Consider the following 24,012-nt stretch of genomic DNA (forward strand, 5'->3'; position numbering starts at 1 on the left):
TACTATTAGAATATATAATGAAATAAAATATGTTCACATATAAAGTATGTGTAACTATATATAAAGCATATATAGAGTATTCAAATTAGGCTTGTGCCGAATACTTGAATGAGGAGTGAGTGATATGATACAAAGTGACATTGAAATAAAGGTGGATAAGAGGGTGATTAGGGGGATAGTCACTAGACCACCTACAGAACAAAAAAAATATCCTATGGCCATTATCAGCCATGCCCTTATGTCGGATATGAGTAAGGATTTTTATATAGACCTTGAAAAATCCCTCAACGAGATGGGATTTGCAAGTATAAGGTTTGACTTTAATGGGCATGGGACAAGTGACGGAAGGCTTATTGATATGACCCTATACAATGAAGTTGAAGACCTAGAAGCTGTATTTGACTATGCAATAAAGCTTGATTTTGTGGATAGGCTGGGACTTATAGGTCATTCACAGGGGGGAGTTATTTCGAGTTTGCTAGCAGCCAAAAGAAATAAGCAAGTAGATTTTCTAGTGCTTTTGTCACCATCTGGAATCATGGAAGAATCTTGTAGGGCAGGTCTATTTATAAAGAAGATGTTTGACCCTGCTAATATACCACCAGTGCTTGGATATGGTAAAAAGGCAGTTGGTGGAGCCTACTTAAAATCATCCCAGGATATGGATATATATGTAAAGGCGAGAGGATATAAGGGACCTGTATGTATAATACACTCTAGAGAAGATGAGATGGTCCCAATTTACTATTCTGAAAAGTACCTTAGACTATATGAAAATTGTATGCTAAAGATAATAGATGCTGCTGACCATATGTTTTTGACTGGTGGTCAAGAAGCAATCAAAAGAATCAGTGGATTTTTAGGAGAGATGGACAAGAAGTTCGTCAAGGTAAGAAACCTACTAATAGGTAAGGGAAGGCCAAAAGTATGCATACCAATATTGGAAAATACATACTCAGAAACCCTAGCAGAGGCAAGGCGAATACTTAAGCGTTTTAAACCAGACATGATAGAGTGGAGGGTTGACTACCTAGAGGACTTATACAGTACTGATGATATGATATCCACACTCAAGGAGTTGAGAAGTATTATAGGCCATATGCCACTTATCTTTACATTGAGGACGAGGCATGAGGGTGGCATGGTAGATATTACCTATGAGAAGTATTCATCTATAAATAGGATGGTAGCAGCATCTGGATATGTTGACCTCTTGGATATTGAAATGCTAAATGATGACCAGAAGCCCAAATCTTTGGCAGGTGATATACATGAACTAGGTGGGCTTGTAGTAGGCTCTTACCACTATATTGATGGTAATGACCAGATGCTAAAGATAGACAAATTTGGTGATACTAAAGATGGACTCAGTGTAGACCAGATAAAGAGGATCATGTACAGGATGAAAGATCTAGGAGCGGACATAGGAAAGCTTGCTATTATGCCAAAGTCTAGAAAAAATGTCTTTGATTTACTAGAGGCCAACTACCAGTTGGATGAAGAGGATATAGGTATGCCTATAATTACTATGTCAATGGGTAAGGAAGGTATAGTATCTAGAATTGCTGGTCAGGTATATGGTTCATCAGTTACCTTTGCTACTGCTGGTAAAAATTCAGCACCAGGTCAGTTAGATGCCAATGATACTCTCAAGATATTGGACTATATAGATAGGAACCTATAAGATTTCCAAAAATACAAAAGAAAATACAAATAATTTTTAATTAATAACGAATATTAATATGATATACTCCTATTATATCCTAGTAAGATCTGTATGGATTTTAATATTGACTTACAAGGGTATGAGATTTGCATTAAATTATAAGATTCGAATTTTTATTAGGATAAGCTTATTAAGAATTACTATATTAAAATAGGAGGAATAGATGAGATACATATATGTAGTGTTAGGTTTTATATCACTTGGTCTTGGTATGGTTGGAATAGCCTTACCGGTTTTACCGACAGTTCCATTTTTGCTACTTGCTTCATTCTTTTTTGCCAAGGGTTCAGAAAGATTTGATAGGTGGTTTAAGGCGAGTAAAATATACAAAAACCATTTAGAATCGTTCGACAGGGACAGGTCTATGACATTAAAAACCAAGCTTACCATATTGATACCAGTATCCCTGATGCTTTTATTTGCATTTTTTAGGTATGATATTCTACCTATGAGAATTACAATTGCAGTTTTAATAGCTTTTAAATACTACTATTTCTTGAAGGTTATAAAGACAATAGAAGCTTAGAACTAAATAATATAACAATAAACAGGTATATAGTCCAAGTGATTATATACCTGTTTATTGTTATTGGTTACAAATATAAAGAAATACTAAAAATAGATGAATTTATTTTTTTATAGTGATAAAATAAAGTAAAATAGCAATTTAAAATAAAGATTGACCTTGATCACTTGTACAATTAGTTAGTCCTTTATATAAGGGTCATTGAGCGGTGATTAAAGTTATTTATTTCAGGAGAATAATATGAAAAGATACTTACATATCTTATCTTTTGATGGCCTATCAAAGGTGGATATTGAAAAAATGAAGAGTTTGCCAAATTTTGGTGAATACTATAAGAAGGCTTCTGGCTGTATATCTGTGAGCAGTGTATACCCTAGCCTTACATATTGTGCTCATACTTCGATAGCTACAGGTTGCTATCCTAGTAGGCATGGAATAATTAATAATACAAAACTACAGATGGATAGGAAGAGTCCTGATTGGTATTGGCACGACAAGGATATAAGGGTGGATACCTTCCAAAATGTAGCTGCCAAGTCCGGCTATGACATACTGTCCATATTCTGGCCTGTTACTGCAGGTGCCAAGCATATTAAATACAATATGCCTGAGATATTTGCCAATAGAAAATGGCAGTCGCAGATTCTTGTATCGCTTAAAAACGGTAGCCCATATTTCCAGTACAAGCTAAATTCGATGTTTGGCAAGCTTAGAGATGGTCACAAGGAGCCTGAATTAGACAATTTTTCTCATGAGTCTTTCTTGTATTCACTTGAAAATTTTAAGGCCCATATAAATATGGTTCATTACATAGATCTTGACTGTCAAAGACATGAGTATGGATTTGACTCTAAAGAGGCTAACGATGCTTTGGAAAGATTAGACAAAAGACTTGGTGATATAGTCAAAAAGCTTAAAAAACTTGGAATTTATGATGAATCCACAATTGTGATTCTTGGTGACCACAGCAGTATTGACGGACATTCAAATATATATCCAAACTGCCTTTTGGAGAGGGCAGGACTGCTAACAAAGAATTCTCAAGGCATGGTAAAGGATTACAAGGCTGTAGTAAAATCGGCTGACGGTGCTGCCTATGTCTATGCAGATAAAATTGTTGGGGATGACCAGATACTAGCTGCTATAGACCCTCTTGTAAAGCTTGGAACAATAGAGAAGGTGTATAGGTCTGAAGAGGCTAGGGAATTAGGGGCAGATGTGGACTGTAGGTTTATGCTTGAAGCTGCCAAAGGATATTTCTTTATGAATGATGTAAAGGATAGACCTATAATAGAAGTTGAAGAGACTAGACCATATACTAGTGGAAAAGTATGCATCAATAACCACGGATACAATCCAAGTTTAAAGAATGATTATGAAACAGTGTTTTTTGCAGCTGGTAGGGGGATTAAACCAGGTGTATTTATAGATAGTATGAGTTTGGTTGATGAAGGACCGACTTTCGCATCTATGTTGGGTCTGAAGATGCTTGACACAGATGGTAGACCTATTAAAGAGATTTTGGAGGATTTTAATGACTAAAACTACTAAAAAAGAAAAAAGCTGGATTATGTATGATTGGGCTAACTCGGCATATTCAATGACTATGTTATCGACTATATTGCCTATATACTTTACATCGGTCGTTGGTGAAGCCGGTATATCCAAAGACTTGGCTACTTCATATTGGGGCTATACAAATTCAATAGCATCCTTGATAGTAGCTGTATTGGCGCCTATTATGGGAGGACTTGCAGACTATATGGGTGTTAAAAAGAAGTTTTTTAAGATATTCACTTTTACTGGAATTATATTTACTGGCTTGATAGCCTTTGTACCTCATGGAAGATGGATACCGCTATTGGGAATATATGTAATTTCACTTATAGGTTTTTCCCTATCTAATGTATTTTACGATTCTTTCTTAACAGATGTTACATCTGATGATAGGATGGATAATGTATCATCACTTGGCTATGCCTATGGTTATATAGGTTCTACTATACCATTTATAGTCTGTATGGCCCTTATCATAGGCGCTCAAAAGGGAGTAGTACCTATAAGCGTAACTCTTGCAACAAAGGGATCATTTGTAATTACAGCGGCATGGTGGTTTTACTACACACTTCCAATGCTCAAAAATGTAGAGCAGATTCATGGCAAACCATATAAAAAGTTTGCTGTTAGAGATACAGTAGATGATTTTATAAAGTCTTTTATAAAGATAAAAAGACATAAAAAGGCATTTGTATTTTTATTGGCCTACTTCTTCTATATTGATGGTGTAGATACGATAATTAGGATGGCAGCAAGCTTTGGTACAGCTATAGGTATATCTTCAACTAATCTCTTGGTTATACTTTTAGTTACACAGTTCGTGGCCTTTCCTTTTGCAATTATATATGGAAAGTTGGCAGAAAAATTTAATGGTAAAATAATGCTTTTGGTAGGGATATGTGTTTATATATTGATATGCATAGTGGCCTTCTTTATGACTAATGCTAGACAGTTCTGGATACTTTCGCTTTTAGTTGCCAGCTCGCAGGGAGGAATTCAGGCCCTATCTAGGTCATATTTTGCCAAGATGATACCTAAGGAAAATTCAAATGAATACTTTGGTTTTTACAATATATTTGGTAAGTTTGCAGCTATAATGGGACCATTTTTAGTTGCAGCTATAACTCAGATAACTGGTGAAGTAAGGTCTGGAGTATTGAGCTTGATAGGTCTATTCCTAATAGGTGCGGTTCTATTTATTAGGGCTACAAGGATAGAAGACGACTTTCGTATGAGAAAATTAAAATAAACATAAAAAAGAGGATAAAAACCAAACATTACTATATGAGCTAGATTATAGCTATCTCTTATTTGGTATATTATCCTCTTTTAATGTTATCTATAGGATGTGCGCCTTAGTGTATATACATTATTCAGCACAACAAGCTTGGTTGTGTTTTATTATGGCTTCTACATCATTTTCTATTTTCATATGTGCATCATGACCTCCTATTAAGCCCTTGCCTAGTTCGTTTATAATTGGGTACATTTTTCTACTGAATTGATCATAGTACTTTGGTGTAGAATTAGGGAAAGGTCTATCAAGTTTTTCCATTTGTGATAAGATGAGAACTGAATTTTTAACCTTTGAATCCGTCAAAGTCTTCGAAAGAGCGTCGTTACTTGCAGGCAGCAAGCCCGTATCCTTTGAGACCATGGATTGGATGTTCTTGCTTGTGTACCATTCTATAAATTTATTTGCTATATCCTTTTTCTTTGAAAAGGCAGATATAGATAGGGCGTTTGGATATACCAAAGTCTTTTTTGATGGTCCGGATTCACCAAGCATGTCCAACATTTCTACTCCGTTAAGGTCTTTTATAGTTCCTATTGAACCTATATATAGACTGGATTTTTTGTTTTTGAAATCACTTAGGGGATTTGATTCATTATCTGAAGCTTGAGCTACAAAGCCATTTGATATTAGGTTTTCTATAAATACAAGGCTAGTGTGAAGGTTATGACCTATAAATAGATTTTTATCTGCATCAAATATTTTTCCATCTCTTGCCATGATTATCGTATAAAGGGCTTGGTTTGACTCGTCTGATCTATCAAGCGATATTGATAGTGGATAATATTCAATTTTATCTTTTTTAAGTTTTTTAAGTATTTGTTCTAAATTATTGTTTTTTGTATCTAAATTTTCGTCTTCTAATATTTTTGAGTCAGCGAAAAGCCCTGAAATTTTGTTAGTATAAGGTATTCCTAATATATTTTTTCCGAATGCAAAGTAGTTAGTTGACTTAATGTCATTTAGAACTTGATCCTTGGGTTTTAAAATTTCAAGATAGCCACGAGACCTATACTGGCCTACTTGATCCCACCTTACTGCTACTACATCGGCCTCTGCTTTTTGATTGCTTGCAGACTTGATTAGGCTATTGTCTATATCCTTAAAACTAGACTTGACTAGATTTACCTTGTATCCAGATTCCTTTTCAAATAAAGAAAGTAGATCTCTACTAGGGGCCTGATCTTCTGGCATCATCAATGTTATTGACTTATTATTATCTCCTTTATTTGTTTCCTTTTTAGAATTTTCATTGCTTCCTGAACATCCAACTATACTTACTGAGACTACTGCAGCAGTAAGCAAGTAAGCAAATTTTTTTAACTTCATAAACGTCTCCTTTTCAATAAAAATATTTTTATTTATGTAATTAAATTAGATACTTGTTTGCAGTTTGAGATAATTACATAAACATATATATTATACTACCCATTCTTTTAAATTTGAATGAAAAAATTAAATGTATATATTAATATATGAATTATTTGGTCATTAAGTTAAATATCTAGTAAATAACTAGAAATAATGGTAAAATATTTGATGTAAGGCGAGAGAAAAGAGGTGGTATAAGTATATGAAGTGGGTTGACCATAAATTGGATGTAAAGGGAAGTCTCTTAATAGTTTTGGCTATAACATCTTATTTTATACTGGGCAAGGGTCTTTTTGAGGGAGTGCTACATTTTTTAAATGAGGATAAGGTATGGATGTCTGGTATATATGTAGCTGACTTTGTCTCTTATTTGGTGATATTGGCCGGATTTTACACTATTCTTAGAAAAATGGATAGGGCTCCTAAGCCCAAGACTCTTGAAGAGGAGAACCATAAGCACCAGTTTTATAGGGTTGTAATACTATTTGTTATATTGGTGGTATTGATTATATATAGAAAATTAAACCTAAAAATTTCTATATATGAGGTTAAAACAGTGTTTTTACTTGCTATAGGTATAGCGATGGTTGCTATAGATACTCTGACTAGAAGGGTTAGAAAGAAAAAACAAATCTTAGAAGGAGAAAAGTAATTTGAAGAAAATCTTATTGATAGCTACTGGTGGAACTATCGCCTCTAAGCCTACCAAGGTGGGTTTGGTGCCCAGTATAACAAGTCAGGAAATATTGGAGTTTGTTCCATCTATTTCTGATTATTGTTGTGTTGATGCTGTTCAGTTGATGAATATTGATAGTTCAAATATGAGTCCAGAAAAGTGGATTATGATAGCTAACTGCGTAAAGGAAAACTACGACAAGTATGATGGTTTTGTAATAACTCATGGTACTGATACACTGGCATATTCGGCAGCAGCCTTGTCCTATCTGATACAGAACTCGTCAAAACCGGTTGTAATGACTGGTTCACAAAAGTCTATATATCTCCAGGATACAGACGCTAGAAAAAATTTGAAAGATTCATTTATCTATGCCTGTGATGACAAGGCTTGTGGTGTACACATAGTATTTGATTCAAAGGTCATAGTGGGTACAAGGGCTAGAAAGACCAGGACACATAGTTATAATGCATTTGATAGTGTAGATTATCCTATAGTTGCAGTTGTATTTAATGATAGGGTTGTATACTATATTGAGGAATCTTATAAAGATGAGGTCGTATTCTATGACAGGTTAAACACAAATGTCAATGTCGTAAAGTTGATACCGGGTATGAGACCAGAGATATTTGAATTTATAGGTAGTATATCGGATGTTTTGATAATAGAGGGCTTTGGTGTAGGTGGTCTTCCTAGCTATGATGAAGAAAGGGCCCTTCTTGAAACTGTCAAGAAGCTTGAAAGTGAAGGCAAAATATTTGTAATGTCCACATCAGTACCTCATGAGGGAAGCAATATAGAGGTATATCAGGTTGGAAATGAGGCAAAGTCTAACCACAATATATTGGAGACCTACAATATGACTTTGGAGTCTACTGTGTGCAAAATGATGTGGATTACATCACAGACATCTGATATTGATGAGGTTGAGAGGATGTACTACAGCCCGATAGCCAATGATATAGTCCTATAAGCAATAATCAGGGACTATCTTATATATATTTTAATTTAAAGGAGGAGTGGTCTTATGGAAAGAGTAGCAGTCATTAGTGTCATACTGGAAGATGCCAAGGTATGTCAGTCTGAATTTAATAATGTAGTTGCCCAGTACCAGGACATAGTGAGAGGTAGGATGGGCATACCATTTAAGGACATGGGCATATCAGTAGTATCAATTACAGTTCTTGCTAGCATTGACAAGATTAACAGCTTTACAGGCAAGCTAGGAAATATCGACCATATAACTGTTAAAACTGCCATATCAAGGTCTATGGAAAATGAGCAAAATTAAAGATTTAATTGACAAGTTATACCAAGAGCATGACCTAAGGGATGAAGATCTCCTATATATACTTGACAATATAGACGAAGAATCTATAGACTACCTGTTTTATATGGCAGCTAAAACCAGGGATAGGCACCATGGTAGGAAGGTATATCTAAGGGGACTGATTGAATTTACAAATTATTGTAAGAGGGAGTGTTCATACTGCGGGATCAACGCCTACAACACAAAGGCCAAGAGGTATAGGTTGACCAAGGAAGAGATTTTGGCTACCTGCCTCCATGGAAAAGAACTAGGTTTTAATACATTTGTTCTTCAGGGTGGAGAGGATATGTATTATGATGATGAGAAAATGGCAGATATAATAAGGTCTATAAAGGACTTGGCACCAGATTCTGCCATAACCATATCCATTGGTGAAAGGTCCAAGGATAGCTACAGGTTATTGAGAGAGGCTGGTGCTGATAGGTATCTTTTGAGGCATGAAACTGCCAATGAAGAAACCTACAAAAAACTCCACTCAAAGTCATATTTTAAAGACAGGCACCAATGCCTTAAAGACCTAAAGGACTTGGGATTTCAGGTTGGTTCTGGATTTATGGTAGGTCTACCGGACTACACAAATTCAGACTATGTAAAAGACCTTAGGTTTTTAAAAGAGCTTGAGCCTGCTATGGTAGGGATGGGACCCTTTATTGCCCATGAAGATACACCTATGAGGGGAAATTCTTCAGGGACTATCGAGAAGACCACGACCCTACTGGCTATAATAAGGCTACTTATGCCTAGAGTTTTGCTACCTGCTACTACAGCCCTTGCAAGCATAGGTGAATCAGGACGAAAAAGAGGTCTTGATGCAGGTGCAAATGTAATAATGCCCAACCTCACACCTATGGTCCATAGGGGAGACTATTCTCTTTATAAGAACAAGAAGTCTACAGGCTCAGAATCAGCTGAGGCTCTAAATCTTATAAAGGAAGAGTTGGAGTCATATGGATATGAGTGTGATATGGCAAGGGGCGACAGCAAGGTAATTTATCGCTAACAAAAAAGATCAATGAGTTTCTAATTTGAAAGGATGGTTTATAATGAACAGAATGAGATTTGAGGAAAATATGAAGATTGATAGAGACTATGTCCTATCATTGATTGAGGGTGCAAAGGATACTACTGATGAAGAGATAGACAGGATACTTGAAAAGGCCAAGGATAAGAAGGGCCTAGACCATAGTGAAATAGCTGCCCTACTGGAAATTACTAGAGAAGACCAGGCTCAAAAGTTATTTGAGATAGCTGGTAAGATTAAAAGAGACGTGTACGGTAACAGGGTAGTGCTTTTTGCACCTCTTTACATTAGTGACTACTGCGTAAATAACTGTGTCTATTGTGGATACAAGTGCAAGAACAAGTTCAAGAGAAGAAGACTGACTATGGACGAGATACGCAAGGAGGTTGAAATTCTTGAGCAGATGGGTCACAAGAGACTAGCCTTAGAGGCAGGTGAAGACCCAGTGAACTGTCCTATAGATTATGTGTTGGAATCTATAAAGACAATCTATGATACATATGAAAAGAATGGCGTTATAAGAAGAATAAACGTAAATATTGCAGCTACTACTGTAGAGAATTATAGAAAATTAAAAGAAGCTCAGATAGGAACATATATCCTATTCCAGGAATCATATGACGAAGAAGTATACAGAAAGATGCATCCTAACTGCATAAAGGGAGACTATGACTATCATACCACTGCCTTTGATAGGGCCATGGAGGGTGGAATAGATGACGTAGGTGCTGGAGTCTTGTTTGGTCTTGCTGATCCAAAGTTTGAGGTACTTAGTTTGATGCTCCACAACCAGCACTTAGAAAAGAAGTTTGGAGTAGGTTTCCACACTATATCTGTACCAAGGCTCCGTCCTGCAGAGGGTGTAAATCTAGAGACATTCCCTAACCTAGTTGATGATGAAATGTTCAAGAAGATAGTAGCTATTATAAGGCTAGCTGTCCCTTATACAGGTATGATACTTTCAACTAGAGAAGACGAAGAAATGAGAAAGTTTCTACTAGAGTATGGTATTTCTCAGGTGAGTGCTGGATCTTGTACTGGAGTTGGCGGTTATGAAGAGGCTGCCAATGGTAGAAATATAGACCAGTTTGAAAAGGCAGATGAAAGAACTCCAATAGAGGTCATAACTGATCTTATAGACAATGGTTATATACCAAGCTACTGTACAGCTTGTTACAGGACTGGTAGGACAGGTGAGAAATTTATGTCTATAGCCAAGTCTGAAAAGATCCACTATATGTGTAAACCTAACGCCCTTACTACCTTGATGGAGTATGCAGTTGACTACGGTGATGAGGAGTTTCTTAAGAAGGCTGAGAAGTTTGTAAGAGACCAGGCTTTTACAATAGACAGGGAAGATATAAGAGAATTTACTATATCTAATATACAGAAATTAAAAGATGGTCAGAGAGATCTTTATATATAGGTGATAAGATGAGTACACCTTTAGGAAATAGAAAGAACATAGTTCTCTTGGGTAGGAGAAATTCTGGTAAGTCCTCTATATTCAACCTGCTTATAGACCAAGATAAGTCCATAGTAGCTGATTATCTGGGAACTACAACAGATCCTGTCTACCATATGATGGAGCTATTACCATATGGACCTGTTAAGATAGTAGATACTGCTGGAATTGATGATGAAGGTCTTGTAGGTCAAAAGAGGGTTGATAAGACAAGGCTGGAAATAGAGGATGCAGACCTATTGGTATATGTCATAGATGCCAATGATTTTTGTTCGGGAGATATATACCTAGAATATGAGTCTATGGTTGCTAAGCCAACAGTATATATAGTCAATAAGTGCCACGACTCAATCGATAGGGACCATATTAAAAGCAAGATAGAAAGTTATATAGAAAAATATAAGCAAGTAAAAGAAGATAATGAAAAAAATAATAAAAAGGAAAAAAATAGCTCAAAAGAGGGGCCTAGTATAGTTTTTACCGACCTAGTGTATTCAAGGCAAGAGTCTAGAAAACTAATAATAGAGAGTCTAGTTGATATATTGTCATCCCTAGAACCTGATAGAGGACTGATTGACGGACTGATAAGACCTGGTGACAAGGCATTACTGGTTGTTCCTATAGACTCTGAGGCACCCAAGGGGAGACTTATTCTTCCTCAGGTCCAGGTCATTAGGGAGTGCTTGGACATGGGGGTCATGGTCAGCCTTGTAAGAGATTTGGAATTAAAAAGAGCCCTTGAAGAGATGGGACATATAGACCTAGTTATAACAGATTCTCAGGTATTTAAAGAGGTAGCTAGTCTAGTTAATGAGAGCATAGATTTGACAAGTTTTTCCATTTTGTTCGCTAGGCAAAAGGGAGATATAGACCATCTAGTGAGAGGGGCAAGGCATATAGAAAAATTAAGGGATGGTGATAGGATCCTGATTGCAGAATCCTGTAGCCATACTTCCAACCACGAAGATATTGGAACAGTAAAGATACCAAACCTTATAAGAAATAAAACAGGCAAGGATATAGAGTTTGACTTTAGCCATGGTAAAGACTTCAAGAGGGACCTTTCTAAATACAGCCTAATCATCCAATGTGGTGGATGTATGCTGACTAGGTCAAATATGATGGTAAGAATAAATAGGGCAAGGATGGCAGGAGTACCTATAACGAATTACGGGGTTGCACTGGCATATCTAACAGGTGCCCTAGATAGGGTGGTTTACTAATTTTGCCTCATTCATAATATTTTTAGAAAGTATACTAAAGGGTATATAGAAATATAAGAGAATAAAGGTTATAATATATAGTATAAATATAATAGAGTATGTAGTAATACCAACTATATACTCTATTATTATTAATTGAAGATTTTATATGGAGGATATCAAATATGAACACTACGATAGAAACACAGTTAAACCATAAGACGATAAGAAAGTTCAAGGACAAGCAGATTGATGGTCCTATAGTGTCTACATTATTGGAAGTAGCCAACAGGACTGCATCTAGTACAGGTATGCAGACATATTCTATAATAAGAATAACAGACCAGGACAAGAAAAATGCAATATCTAAAATATGTGGTCAAGCATATGTAGCAGAGGCTCCAGAACTATGGATATTTGTAGTTGATGCATTTAGAAATGCAAAGATTGCTTCAGAACAGGACTGCAATCTTGAATCTAGAAGGGACATGGATAGGTTCTTCCAAGGATTTACCGATGCCATTCTTGCAGCTCAGAATGTTACTGTTGCCTTAGAGTCCCTAGGTCTAGGTGGAGTATATCTTGGAAGCATACTAAATGACTCAGTTGAGATGACAAGAGTACTTAATTTACCAGAGTTCACATTCCCAGCACTAGGTCTAGGATTTGGATATCCTGACCAGGAGCCACAGCTAAAGCCTAGAATGGATCTAGACCTTAAGGTATTTGAAAATGAATATAAGATATTTGATAATTACATGGAAGAGATAAAAGATTATGATGAAGTAATGACAACATATTATGATCTTAGAAATGCAAACCAGAGGGTTGATTCATTCTCTAAGCAGGTTATAGCTAGACTAGAGGGTGCCACAGAGAATCGTTCGGGAATACTAAATACAGTTCTTAGACAGGGCTTTGATCTTTGCCTTACATATGTACCTGATACGGATATCAAGACTATGTTTAAGAAGCCACCAGCAAAGAAGGAAGAGAGTTCATTTACAAAGAGCAAGTCTGGTTTAGAATTTGATACCAAGGTAATCGACTTATTTGACCAGCACCCTTATGTAAAGGAATATCTATTAAATATAAATCCAAAATTTAATCAGTTAAAGACCCTAAGTGCATCAGAAACCCTAAGAGTTATGACATTAAACGATCTAGCAAGTCTAGCTGGTATGCCTACAGATTCAATGATATACATGATAGAGTCCAGAATAGATGAAGAGTAAGTTTTAATTAAAATACACACTGTAATGGTGTTTTTGATATATCTTAAAACAAAAATTTAAATGTATAATTAATAAGATTAGATTTAAATGGGAACTTAAAAATGAAATATGATGTTGAACTTATGAAAGGAGGTCTATATGAAGTGGAGAGATAAGGATATCAATGAACCCAATGTATTTCTAGAAGAGGATTTTTATACGAATGTGGATAAAAACTTAAAAATTGATGAAACTCTTTATGAAAATAAAAGTAACAAAAGACCCTATGATAAGTTTGATAAAAATTCTAGAATTAAGTTTTATGTTATTTTGACACTTATAGCTGCACTTGTCATAATAATATTTGCCTGTATATTTATCAAGAGCGATAGGGAAATTGTGAAATATGAAAGTATGGCTAAGGAATACTACAAGGCAGGTAATTACAAGGAGGCTGCGGTCATATACGAAAAACTATACGAAGAGACTGGTAATATAGAATACAATATTGAACGTTCAAATGTATCAAGGCATATAGAGGCTGATGAAATAATAAGGGAGGCATCTAATGAAGTAAAATTAGGTGGGTATGAAAAAGCTATTGAAATATTATTGACGGTAAATCCACTTGATGATACAACGGCCAATAGGGTATTTCAGATAAAAAGTCAGGCCAGCTCAAAATGGCTTTCTCATATAGAAAAAGATATTGAAGATAAGAAGTATCAAGATGCAAAGACTGAAATAATGAGGTTTTTAAACCTGCAACCCAATCACGAACAAGCGATTGAAATAAAAAAGAAGATAGACAATAAACTATATTAGGAGGTACTTATGGAAGTATTAGATTGTATAAGAAATAGAAGAAGTGTAAGAAGTTTTACTGATAAAAAAGTAGAATATGATACTATAAAGGAACTGTTAGAGATAAGTTCTTGTGCACCTACAGCCCAATACTGGCAACCTTGGGGATTTGTAGTTATTCAGGACAAAGAAGAACTAAAGAGATTGTCTGATAAGGGCTTAGAATACATAAGGGCAAATATTGACAATTTACCACATTTTCACAAGTACAGGGACTTGTTTGACAATCCAGACTACAACCTATTCTATGATGCGCAGACTCTGGTAATTGTGTATGGAGATAAGGACTCTCATTGGTATATGCAGGACTGTTCTTTATTTACACAGAACTTGATATTAGCTGCATTTGACAAGGGGATAGGGTCTTGTTGGATAGGATTTGCAGAAGAAATATTGGAAAATGATGAGTTTAGAAAAAAATATAATGTGCCAGACAACTATTCAATAGTTGCACCTATGATCTTAGGATATATACCAAAGGACCAGAAGCCACCTAAGAGAAGGGCTCCAATTATATTTAATGAAAGTATCTAATTAAGGAAGTGATGAAATGACTTTAACTACAACAGTATCAGTGGCCCTCATAGTATTTCTGGGCATATTTTCTCAGTGGTTGGCATGGAAGATATCTAAGCCTGCAATTGTAATAATGAGTGTTTGTGGCTTAATTGTAGGTCCTATGTTCGGTCTGATTATACCAGAAGCCATAATAGGAAACAGCCTTTACAAGTCTATAATATCTCTATCAGTGGCACTGATTTTATTTGAGGGTAGTTTGTCCCTTAATTTTGAAGAGATAAGGGATACCAAGATGACTATCAAGAGGATAGTTATATATGGAGCCTTTATAGCGTGGGTACTAGGAAGTGCCTGTGCGTATTTTGTAGGTGGACTATCAATAACTACATCACTTGTAATAGGAGCAATATTAATCGTAACAGGTCCGACCGTTATACTGCCTCTTTTGAGACAGGCAAAGCTAGATAGGAAGGTTTCCTCTATACTCAAGTGGGAAGGTATACTTGTTGATCCATTGGGGGCAATACTCGCTGTATTTTCTTTTGAACTTGCTAGAGTATTCACATCTAGTGACGCTAGTATGGCCATATTGGTCAAGTTCGGTATAGGTGTTGTGATATCTGTAATTATAGGCCTAGCAATTGGATATTTTACGGGGATTGCCTTACAGAAAAATTTCTTTCCAGAGTACCTAAAGGCGGCCATAGTAATGTGTCTTGTGATAGGAGCCTATACACTAGGTGATACGGTAGCCCATGAGACAGGTCTATTGTCTGTTACGGTCATGGGTGTTGTAATGGCAAATATGCATATTAGGTCTATAGAAGATGTGAAACACTTTAATGATAATATTTCAGTCCTGTTGACATCTTCAGTATTTATTATGTTGACAGCATCTCTATCAAGAGAACTTTTGGTAAATATATTTAGACCAGAGATACTTATGTTTGTATTGGCTATGCTATTCGTAGTAAGACCCCTATCAATATGGTTGTCAACTATAGGAGCAGATCTTAGTAAGGAAGAAAAATTACTCTTAGGTTGGATTGCGCCGAGGGGGATAGTAGCCCTTACAGTAACTGGTTATTTTTCTAATCTCTTGATAAGTGAAGGTTACGAAGATGCTAGGATGCTCCTTCCACTTACATTTGCACTTGTGGTTGTAACAGTTGTCGCCCATGGATTTTCTATACAACCTCTCGCCAAAAAGCTAGGTATAGCCCATGATGGAAAGCCAGGTCTTTTAATTGTTGGTTCAAACAAGTTTTCAGTTGCATTTGCAGACTTTTTGTCCCATCTTGAAATACCTTGCTTGATAGTAGACTATGCTGATAAAAATATAGAGCTGGCAGCTGCCAATGGCATAGACCACCACCAAGGTGAGATATTGTATGAATTAGAGAATTACAACCTAGACCTTGTAATATATAAGAAACTACTTATAAATACTCCAATACCCCTATACAATGTCCTAGTTTCAAACGAGCTTACAAATAAGTTTGGAGGCGGTAATGTATGTATAGTGAATGTATTGGGAGACAAGTTTAGGAACCAGTTTAAGGAATTAAAAAATATTAAATCACCTAGGTTGGGAGATTATAGGGCTACTCATTTGAAGCTAGTGAGTCTTATAGAAGAAGGCTATGTTTTTAAGGCTACAAAAATAGATGAAAATCTTACAGAAGAAAGCTATTACGAGAGTTCTGACTATAGACGTATAAATATATGCTCAATAGACCAGGACGGGGACATAGAGTTTTTTACTACAGCACACCATCCTAGAGTAGGAAATGGTGATTATATAGTTTCCCTATCACCAGCAGACCCTCATGATACTGGAGAGGAACAATATGTTAACATAGACAGTTCAGAGCTATATTGCCTTGTTGACACAGAATAGTTATATATAATGGCTATATAGAGTATATGTACAAAATATGTATGTAAAATATATGTATAAAATAGGTGTGTAAAATAAATATATACCTACATAGAATAGACCTAAAATAGTACATAGGTTTAAGCTTAAAAATTAAAGGGCCCTTGCAGTAATATGGCAGGGGTCCTCTTTTTATCTTGATTAATTTCTTGGATATGGTCTTGATTTAGTTTACTTATTGTGTTATCATTTAGTGTACGATATCAATATAGTATTGATTAATGCACGTTTGCAACTAGTCAACTGTAACTCTCATGGGGGTGTACCGGTTTCGACGTGGGTTTTGAACGTGAGGCTGCATGTCGTGTTACTCTGGGTCACGTAAAAACTGGGGAAATTTAAAACAAACGCAAACGAAAATAATTTATTAGCTGCCTAGTTGCAGCTCGTCCCTCTTAGACCTCCTGCCGTTTAAGAGCTGACGTCATTTATGCAGGGTACTGCTCTTGGGGTGTCTTGACCTTGAGTTGAACAATTAAGACTGGACAAATCTAAAACCTGTCAATCGGTGTTAGAGGAGTCGAGATAATAAAAGATATGACTAAACATGTAGATGCAGCATGGAATGGGCTTACGGACAGGGGTTCGACTCCCCTCATCTCCACCAATTAGATAATGCAAATGGTGAACACATTGAAATTACTAGCCTTCAAGGTTTGGTAGTTTCTTTTTTATTGTCAAAATAACACAATTGTACTGCAATCAGATTGAACCACAAAAAAAGAGGCCTATGTGTTGCAAGTACATAAGCCTATTTCGAGATATTTGTCTTTTTAATTTCTATTGAGCCGCTTTTAAATAAAAAATCTATAATTCTATCTTTTCCACAAGTTTGATAATAGCCCTATATTCTACTGTGGCATCAACAAGTTTGAATAACTTCAATTTATATCCACTTTCTTCATTATATATCTTCTTCATCATAGGTAGTACTTCAAATGCTTTTTCAAGAAGTTCTTCATTATCCTCAATAAAAACAGCCTTGCCATAGTATCTAATAAAATCATTTTTTATGGTAGCACATATTTCTGCCATTGGGTTTTCTTGAAGCTGTCTATAAACTTCTTTAAAGTCACCAACACCAAAGTAGATAGTATCGTCAATTAACATATGAAAACCTAGCGGTCTGCACTTTGGTACGTTTCCATTTACTGTTGCTAGATAATAAACTCCAGCCTTAGTTAAAAATTCACTGATTCTCTGCTCGTTGCTCATTTTACTTACCTCCATTTATATATAAATCAAAAAGTATGACAATTTCAGTATACATCGATGATTATAAAAACACAAGTAAAATAGTTATCTAAGATGGATAAATCCTTTAGTATATATAGACTATAGGTAGTTTTTTATGGTATATTATTAAGTATGTTATTAAGAAGAGAAATAATAAAAATTTGAGAAAGGGGATGAAAAATGAAAGAGATAAAAAAAACAAGGTCTTATAGCCTAGAACAGTACGCTAAATTTTTGATACCGTCAATTATAGGTATAATAATATTTATGTTGCCAGTTAAAGAGTTTGATCCTGAGATAAATCAGGACAAGGTGACTATTCCGATAGCATTTGTTGCTTCATTTATACAAAATCATATAGGCTCTATTCTTCCGGGATTTATAGTATTGGTTCTTATAGTATCAGCGGTTGGAAGTTTGTTGGTGAAATTTAATATTGTAAAACCAAAATCTGCTTATGTAAGGGGATTATTTGATCAAACGCCAGTCTGGTTTATAACTAGGATCCTTGCAATGATATTTGTTTTGATGTCCTACTTCAAAGTAGGGCCAGAATTTATAATATCTAAGGATACTGGTAACTTTATTTTAAACAATCTGCTTACAACTCTATTGGTTATATTTGTTTTTGCTGGTTTGCTACTTCCTTTGTTATTGGAGTTTGGGCTGTTAGAATTTGTTGGAACGCTACTTGTTAAATTTATGAGGCCCATTTTTACACTTCCAGGAAGATCAGCGGTTGACTGCTTTACTTCATGGTTGGGAGATGGTACTCTAGGTGTTATGCTTACAGCCAAGCAGTATGAAGATGGCTTCTATTCTGAAAGAGAGGCGGCAATAATATCCACTACATTCTCAGCTGTTTCAATAACATTTTGCCTAGTAGTATTAAAACAGGTAGATTTGGCTAACTTATTTGTACCCTACTATATTACTATATGTGCAGTGGGTGTTATATGTGCTATTATAATACCAAGAATACCACCTCTGTCAATGAAAAAAGATAAGTATATAAACGATGGTGAGGTATTGGACGAGAGTATACCTTCAGGTGAAACATATTTTTCTTGGGGACTTCACAAGGCTATATCTAAGGCTGAAGGTCATGAGGGTATTGTTAAGTTTATGGAAAATGGTGTTAAAAATGCTCTTGATATGTGGATAGGTGTGCTACCTGTAGTAATGGGATTTGGTACTATTGCCCTAGCAATATCAAATTATACTCCTATATTTGAGATAATTGGACAGCCATTTATACCACTTTTAGAGTTATTGAAATTGCCAGAGCCAGTAGCAGCTTCAAAGACTGTGCTAGTAGGATTTACTGATATGTTTATTCCGTCAATTATTGCAGGCGCAGAGATTAAGAGTGAGCTTACTAGGTTTGTTATAGCTACTTTATCTGTTACGCAGCTTATATATATGAGTGAGGTAGGGGCATTGATAATAGGTTCTAGAATACCTGTTAATGTCGCAGAGATTTTTATTATATTTATAGAGAGGACAATTTTGTCGTTAATATTTGTTACCTTGATAGCTAGGTTTGTACTACAGCTTGCTTAGGTGATAGTAAATAATATTTAATCGGCTATAAAATAATATAAAAATATGGAGGATGTATATTGATTAGAAAAAAAATGAAAAAGAAAGTATTAAACATGGCTATATCATTTGAAATGATACTGGCTATAGTGATACTATTAGTTGTTTTACTGGGAACTTTCGATACGCTTAGGGTGATTTATGCAACATATATAGTAGACTACAACCATCCGATAGACTACGGCCAGTTAAATGGTATATTCGCTCATATCTTGCTCTTGGTTATTGGGGTAGAGATAGCTATAATGCTAACCCTACACAAGCAGTCTGCCCTTCTAGAAGTTTTGATGTATGGCATAGCTAGGAAGATGCTTTTACTACCAAAAACAGATGGTATGCTTGAGATATTTTTAGGAGTAGTAGCAATAGGTGGGCTATTCCTTATAAGAAAGTATCATATAGATGAAGAGAATGAATCTAAGGAATCGGATGAAAATAATATAAACACAACAACACAAGAAAATTAGGGTATAATTCGATTTTAGAGTTAAAAAATAAAGTGAATAGATAATAAAAATACAAGAGTGCAAGTATATACAATATGTTATTACTTGCGCTTTTTATATTGATTTAAATTTATCAAGGTGGTATACTAGTATAAAAGACTAGATGGGGATGATATAATATGAGTAAGCCTAATACTGCAGAAGAAATATACATCGATCTTCTGAACAGAATAATTAGCCTTGAGCTTGAGCCTGGTCAGAAGATAAGTGAAAATGCTATTTCTGAGGTATATGGAGTGTCTAGGTCAGTTGTTAGGAATTCGTTTGCCAGACTTATGCAAAATGGATTTTTGGTAGTTTACCCTCAGAGGGGCACATATGTAAGTAAGATAGACCTTGATTATATTAGAACGGCCCTTCTCATAAGAATAGCTATCGAGAAGGAGATGCTTTATAGGTTCATGACAAAAGGCAATATGAAAGAAACTATCAAAAAGATGGAAGAAAATGTGAATGAACAGGAAAGATTTTACTATGCAAGTGAATATATATCAGAGTTCAAGGAACTTGATGAAGCATTTCATGAGTGCATAATATTGAGTGTTGAAAACAAAAACGTACTTAAAACATTAAATGAGCAGCTACTTCATATAAGTAGATGGAGAAAAGTGTACGTCAAGTCTGGGTACAGGATATCACACCTTGTAGACGAGCACAAAGAAATACTTGCAGCTATAAAGGACAACGACGTGTCTAGGGCTATGGATTGTATGTCCAAGCATATAGATACAATATCAGCCGTTATAGGATTCAATAAAGAATTTCTTCACTATGTGAAAACAGATGACTAAAAAACTAGGCCTTTAGTCTAGTTGATTATGGGATTAGTAATTTTAGTATCTAATATATAAACAGTGAAAGACTTTGTTAAAATTTTTTTAACAAAAGTCACTTAGGTTATTTACTTATCCAGATAAAAGTGGTAGAATAATCTTGTAGATATAACTGGTATACAAGTGTACTGAAACATAAAATATTTGTGTAGGTTTCTATGATTTTTTAAATATTATTGATAAAACTTATAGTAAAAACCATGTGAAAACATTTATTCTATAGATTTTTGTTATACAAGGTTATGGATTCTGATAGGAGGCAGTTGTGGAATTAACAAATAAAACAATAAGTGAGTACCTAGAAGATAGGGCTGAAATGACTCCGGAAAGTGCCTTTATTAGACATGGAGAGGAGATTTATACGTGGAAAAGTGTTAATAATATAACTAGTAAGATGGCCTTAGTCCTTCTTGAACAGGGCGTTAAAAAAGGAGATAAGGTTGGCATTTATGGTGCGAATAGCTCTAGTTGGATTATAATATTTTTTGCCCTACAGAAGATAGGCGCTGTTGCAGTTTTGATTAATTCTTGCTACAAGGAAAAAGAATTATATGACTGTATAAAAATTGCTGACATGAAGTTTCTTTTTTATACTACTTTGTGTACAGGTTATACTTGTGATCTTATAGTAGAAAAGCTAAAGAAGAGAAGCGACTTGAAAAAAGTTAATTTTTACAAAATAGAGCACACATATGAAGAGTGGATGAAAATAGAAAAGAGAGAGTGTAAAATCAAAAAAGGTATATTTGACAAACCAAGCTCTGAAGATACTGCTTGTATCCTATTTACATCAGGTACTACCAACATATGCAAGGGTGTAATATTATCACACAGATCTCTTGTTAATAATGCCAGAGAAGTATGTGAACAAATGAGATGGACAGAAAAAGACAGTATGTGTTTAGTTGTTCCTCTATTTCACTGTTTTGGAGTCAATGTGAGCTTATTGACCAGTTTGATAGCTGGAATGACTGTGACTCTTTTAGACAAGTACAAGACGGTGAGCGTATGTGAAGCGATAGAAAAATACAAATGTACAGTATTAAATGGTGTTCCGAGTATGTTTTTGGCTATGACAAAGAATCCTAAGTTTGATGAGTTTGACCTTTCAAGCTTGAAGAGTGGTATAATAGCCGGTTCACCTATATACAAGGAAGATTATATAGGAATATGTAATAAATTAAAGGGAATGAAATTACAGACGTCATATGGACTTACTGAAGCATCACCTTGTGTTTCAATATCAGACTACGAAGACAGTATTGAAAAAAAGGCGGTTTCTGCTGGCAAGGTTATAGACCATATAGATGTTAGAATAATAGACTTAGATACAGGTAAGGAATGTCCAAGGGGACAAGTCGGTGAGATATTCGTAAAGGGATACAATGTCACAAGTGGCTATCTTTCATCGGATCCTGTTGTCTGTGACGCTGTTAGGCCAGATGGTTGGTTGAAGACAGGAGACTTGGCTTATATGGATGAAGACTCATACTTATATATTGTAGGTAGAAGGAAAAATCTAATTATAAGAGGTGGGGAAAACATATCCCCTCAGGAAATAGAAGAATGCATCAAAGACTATAACAATAAACTTGATGTATTGGTTATAGGTGTAAAATCAGATGTCCTACAAGAAGAGATTGTTGCGGTAATCGAAGGTAGACAAGATGATGAAATGGTAGGGAAAATAAAGGAATATATGAGAGATAGTATAAGTTCCTACAAGATACCTAAATACTTTGTGTTTATCGAGTCTTTTCCTAGGAATGCGACAGGTAAGATAAACGAAAAGGCTTTAAAAGAGATTGTTAATGAAAAACTTAAATAAATATCATTAATTTGTTGTAATTCATTGAATATTATTTTTTGGGAGGTAATGTAATGAGCACAAGAAAGAGACCATTAGAAGGAGTAAAGGTAATAGAACTTGCAAACTTTATAGCAGCTGCAACTACAGGAAGATTTTTAGCTGACTTAGGTGCAGATGTAATAAAGATTGAAAGTGCAAAGGGAGACCCACTAAGATATACGGCTCCAACTGAAGGTAGACCGCTTGATATGCACGAAAATACAACTTGGGAATTAGAAAATGCTAATAAGAGATGTATATCTCTAAATATGAAGGATCCTAAGGGTAAAGAAGCTTTCTTTAAGCTACTTGATGATGCAGATATACTTATAACAAACTGGAGAGTACAGGCACTACAGAGAGCTGGACTTGACTATGAAACACTAAAGGTTAAGTATCCAAGCCTTGTATACGCTATTTGTACAGGTTATGGTGAATACGGTCCTGATAAGGATCTTCCAGGATTCGACTTTACAGCTTTCTTTGCTAGAGGTGGATATCTTGAAAACCTTAGACAGAAATCTGATGTTCCAATGAACGTTGTTCCAGGACTTGGTGACCACAATGTTGGTATCAACCTAGCTGCAGGTGTACTTGCTGCATTATATCACGCTAAATTAACAGGCGAAGGTGAAAAGGTTGAAACAAGTTTATTCGAATCAGCAATATTCAATATGGGTATGATGGTTCAGGCTGCTCAGTATCCTGACTACGGTACTCCATATCCAATAAATATAAGAGAAGCTAACAATCCATTTAACGCTTGTTGGATGACTAAGGACGGAAGATATGTTCAGACTTGTATGCCTGACTACAATACTTACTTCAAAAAGTTCTTAACAGCATTAGAGCTTATGGATATAGTAGAAGATGAAAGATTCTTCCCAGTGCAGAACTTACATGCAAACGACCTAGGAACTACAGTATATGATAGAGTAATGGCTAGGTTTGGAGAAAGAGACTTTAGCGAATGGTCAAAGGTACTTACAGATGCTGACATCCCATTTGCTCTAGCTAAGAATTGGGAAGAACTATTAGAAGATGAACAGGCATGGGCAAATGACTGCTTCTACAAGATGAAGTATCCAAGTGGTGAAAGAATACTTTGTAAGCACCCAGTTAAGTACCATGAAATGGGACCTACTCCATACAACAGAGGACCATACATCGGTGAACATGGTGTTGAAGTAATGAAGGAGTTAGGATACTCTGATGAAGACATCAAGCAGATGTTAGAAGACAAGACTCTATATGTTTGGGAAGACAAATAGAGATAAGAAAT

General features: G+C 35.4%; 21 protein-coding genes and 1 other RNA gene. 20 read left to right on the plus strand and 2 right to left on the minus strand.

From position 1 onward, the window contains the following. Window positions 1-124 precede the first annotated feature (124 nt). The 4 genes from aroD (at window position 125) to HMPREF0631_RS05275 (ending at window position 5,058) form a co-directional block, all read left to right on the plus strand. Entirely contained in the window at window positions 125-1,684 is a 1,560-nt protein-coding gene (aroD, locus tag HMPREF0631_RS05260) for a type I 3-dehydroquinate dehydratase (protein WP_002843938.1), read from the plus strand. 205 nt (window positions 1,685-1,889) lie between these two features. Beyond that, window positions 1,890-2,252 carry a YbaN family protein gene (locus HMPREF0631_RS05265; RefSeq protein WP_002843920.1) on the plus strand — a complete coding sequence of 121 codons (363 nt, stop codon included), beginning with the start codon at window positions 1,890-1,892 and terminating at the stop codon, window positions 2,250-2,252. Between the two features lie 240 nt (window positions 2,253-2,492). Then, window positions 2,493-3,794, plus strand: coding sequence for an alkaline phosphatase family protein (locus HMPREF0631_RS05270; protein ID WP_002843933.1), 1,302 nt, complete (start codon window positions 2,493-2,495; stop codon window positions 3,792-3,794). Continuing rightward, complete coding sequence (locus tag HMPREF0631_RS05275; protein ID WP_002843902.1) at window positions 3,787-5,058, plus strand: MFS transporter; 1,272 nt, start codon at window positions 3,787-3,789, stop codon at window positions 5,056-5,058. Before HMPREF0631_RS05270 ends, HMPREF0631_RS05275 begins: the two co-directional genes overlap by 8 nt. 120 nt (window positions 5,059-5,178) lie before the next feature. Here HMPREF0631_RS05275 and HMPREF0631_RS05280 read toward each other — a convergent pair whose 3' ends face one another. Continuing rightward, the gene (locus HMPREF0631_RS05280) at window positions 5,179-6,432 is read right to left on the minus strand and encodes an extracellular solute-binding protein (protein ID WP_002843925.1); all 1,254 of its coding nucleotides are present in this window, start codon (window positions 6,430-6,432) and stop codon (window positions 5,179-5,181) included. 244 nt (window positions 6,433-6,676) lie between these two features. On the opposite strand from HMPREF0631_RS05280, the gene HMPREF0631_RS05285 reads away from it, so the two are divergent. The 11 genes from HMPREF0631_RS05285 to ssrA all read left to right on the plus strand — a co-directional run bounded on the left by HMPREF0631_RS05285 (window position 6,677) and on the right by ssrA (window position 17,311). After that, window positions 6,677-7,126 (plus strand): hypothetical protein, encoded by a 450-nt coding sequence (locus HMPREF0631_RS05285; RefSeq protein ID WP_002843947.1) that lies wholly within the window; start codon window positions 6,677-6,679, stop codon window positions 7,124-7,126. Between the two features lies 1 nt (window position 7,127). Beyond that, window positions 7,128-8,123: an asparaginase gene (locus HMPREF0631_RS05290; protein ID WP_002843943.1), complete on the plus strand. Its 996-nt coding sequence runs from the start codon at window positions 7,128-7,130 to the stop codon at window positions 8,121-8,123. 54 nt (window positions 8,124-8,177) lie between these two features. After that, window positions 8,178-8,441, plus strand: coding sequence for a TM1266 family iron-only hydrogenase system putative regulator (locus tag HMPREF0631_RS05295; protein WP_002843940.1), 264 nt, complete (start codon window positions 8,178-8,180; stop codon window positions 8,439-8,441). Continuing rightward, entirely contained in the window at window positions 8,428-9,480 is a 1,053-nt protein-coding gene (hydE, locus tag HMPREF0631_RS05300) for a [FeFe] hydrogenase H-cluster radical SAM maturase HydE (protein WP_002843941.1), read from the plus strand. Before HMPREF0631_RS05295 ends, hydE begins: the two co-directional genes overlap by 14 nt. Window positions 9,481-9,523: 43 nt before the next feature. Further along, window positions 9,524-10,927, plus strand: a complete 1,404-nt coding sequence (hydG, locus tag HMPREF0631_RS05305) for a [FeFe] hydrogenase H-cluster radical SAM maturase HydG (protein WP_002843935.1) — start codon at window positions 9,524-9,526, stop codon at window positions 10,925-10,927. An 8-nt stretch (window positions 10,928-10,935) separates the two neighbouring features. Next, window positions 10,936-12,189, plus strand: coding sequence for a [FeFe] hydrogenase H-cluster maturation GTPase HydF (gene hydF / locus HMPREF0631_RS05310; protein ID WP_002843907.1), 1,254 nt, complete (start codon window positions 10,936-10,938; stop codon window positions 12,187-12,189). A gap of 164 nt (window positions 12,190-12,353) precedes the next feature. After that, window positions 12,354-13,403 carry a nitroreductase family protein gene (locus HMPREF0631_RS05315; RefSeq protein ID WP_002843912.1) on the plus strand — a complete coding sequence of 350 codons (1,050 nt, stop codon included), beginning with the start codon at window positions 12,354-12,356 and terminating at the stop codon, window positions 13,401-13,403. A gap of 138 nt (window positions 13,404-13,541) precedes the next feature. Then, window positions 13,542-14,207 (plus strand): hypothetical protein, encoded by a 666-nt coding sequence (locus tag HMPREF0631_RS05320; protein ID WP_002843898.1) that lies wholly within the window; start codon window positions 13,542-13,544, stop codon window positions 14,205-14,207. A gap of 9 nt (window positions 14,208-14,216) precedes the next feature. Further along, window positions 14,217-14,780 (plus strand): nitroreductase family protein, encoded by a 564-nt coding sequence (locus HMPREF0631_RS05325; RefSeq protein ID WP_002843887.1) that lies wholly within the window; start codon window positions 14,217-14,219, stop codon window positions 14,778-14,780. Between the two features lie 16 nt (window positions 14,781-14,796). Continuing rightward, complete coding sequence (locus HMPREF0631_RS05330; protein ID WP_002843889.1) at window positions 14,797-16,665, plus strand: cation:proton antiporter; 1,869 nt, start codon at window positions 14,797-14,799, stop codon at window positions 16,663-16,665. 295 nt (window positions 16,666-16,960) lie between these two features. Then, window positions 16,961-17,311: a transfer-messenger RNA gene (gene ssrA / locus HMPREF0631_RS09720) on the plus strand. Between the two features lie 200 nt (window positions 17,312-17,511). Here ssrA and HMPREF0631_RS05335 read toward each other — a convergent pair. Further along, a complete protein-coding gene (locus tag HMPREF0631_RS05335; RefSeq protein ID WP_002843886.1) occupies window positions 17,512-17,919 on the minus strand; it encodes a pyridoxamine 5'-phosphate oxidase family protein in 408 nt (135 codons plus the stop codon). A gap of 201 nt (window positions 17,920-18,120) precedes the next feature. Here HMPREF0631_RS05335 and HMPREF0631_RS05340 point away from each other — a divergent pair, with 201 nt between their 5' ends. From HMPREF0631_RS05340 to HMPREF0631_RS05360, 5 genes are all read left to right on the plus strand, one after another. After that, window positions 18,121-19,503, plus strand: a complete 1,383-nt coding sequence (locus HMPREF0631_RS05340) for a YjiH family protein (RefSeq protein ID WP_002843890.1) — start codon at window positions 18,121-18,123, stop codon at window positions 19,501-19,503. 59 nt (window positions 19,504-19,562) lie between these two features. Beyond that, window positions 19,563-20,009: a hypothetical protein gene (locus HMPREF0631_RS05345; RefSeq protein WP_002843905.1), complete on the plus strand. Its 447-nt coding sequence runs from the start codon at window positions 19,563-19,565 to the stop codon at window positions 20,007-20,009. Window positions 20,010-20,167: 158 nt separating this feature from the next. Then, window positions 20,168-20,839, plus strand: coding sequence for a GntR family transcriptional regulator (locus HMPREF0631_RS05350; protein WP_002843928.1), 672 nt, complete (start codon window positions 20,168-20,170; stop codon window positions 20,837-20,839). Between the two features lie 307 nt (window positions 20,840-21,146). Then, window positions 21,147-22,709: a class I adenylate-forming enzyme family protein gene (locus HMPREF0631_RS05355; protein ID WP_002843896.1), complete on the plus strand. Its 1,563-nt coding sequence runs from the start codon at window positions 21,147-21,149 to the stop codon at window positions 22,707-22,709. A gap of 53 nt (window positions 22,710-22,762) precedes the next feature. Next, window positions 22,763-24,001, plus strand: a complete 1,239-nt coding sequence (locus HMPREF0631_RS05360) for a CaiB/BaiF CoA transferase family protein (RefSeq protein ID WP_002843885.1) — start codon at window positions 22,763-22,765, stop codon at window positions 23,999-24,001. Window positions 24,002-24,012: the final 11 nt, after the last annotated feature.

The organism is Peptostreptococcus anaerobius 653-L (assembly GCF_000178095.1).
Classification (GTDB): Bacteria; Bacillota; Clostridia; order Peptostreptococcales; family Peptostreptococcaceae; genus Peptostreptococcus; species Peptostreptococcus anaerobius.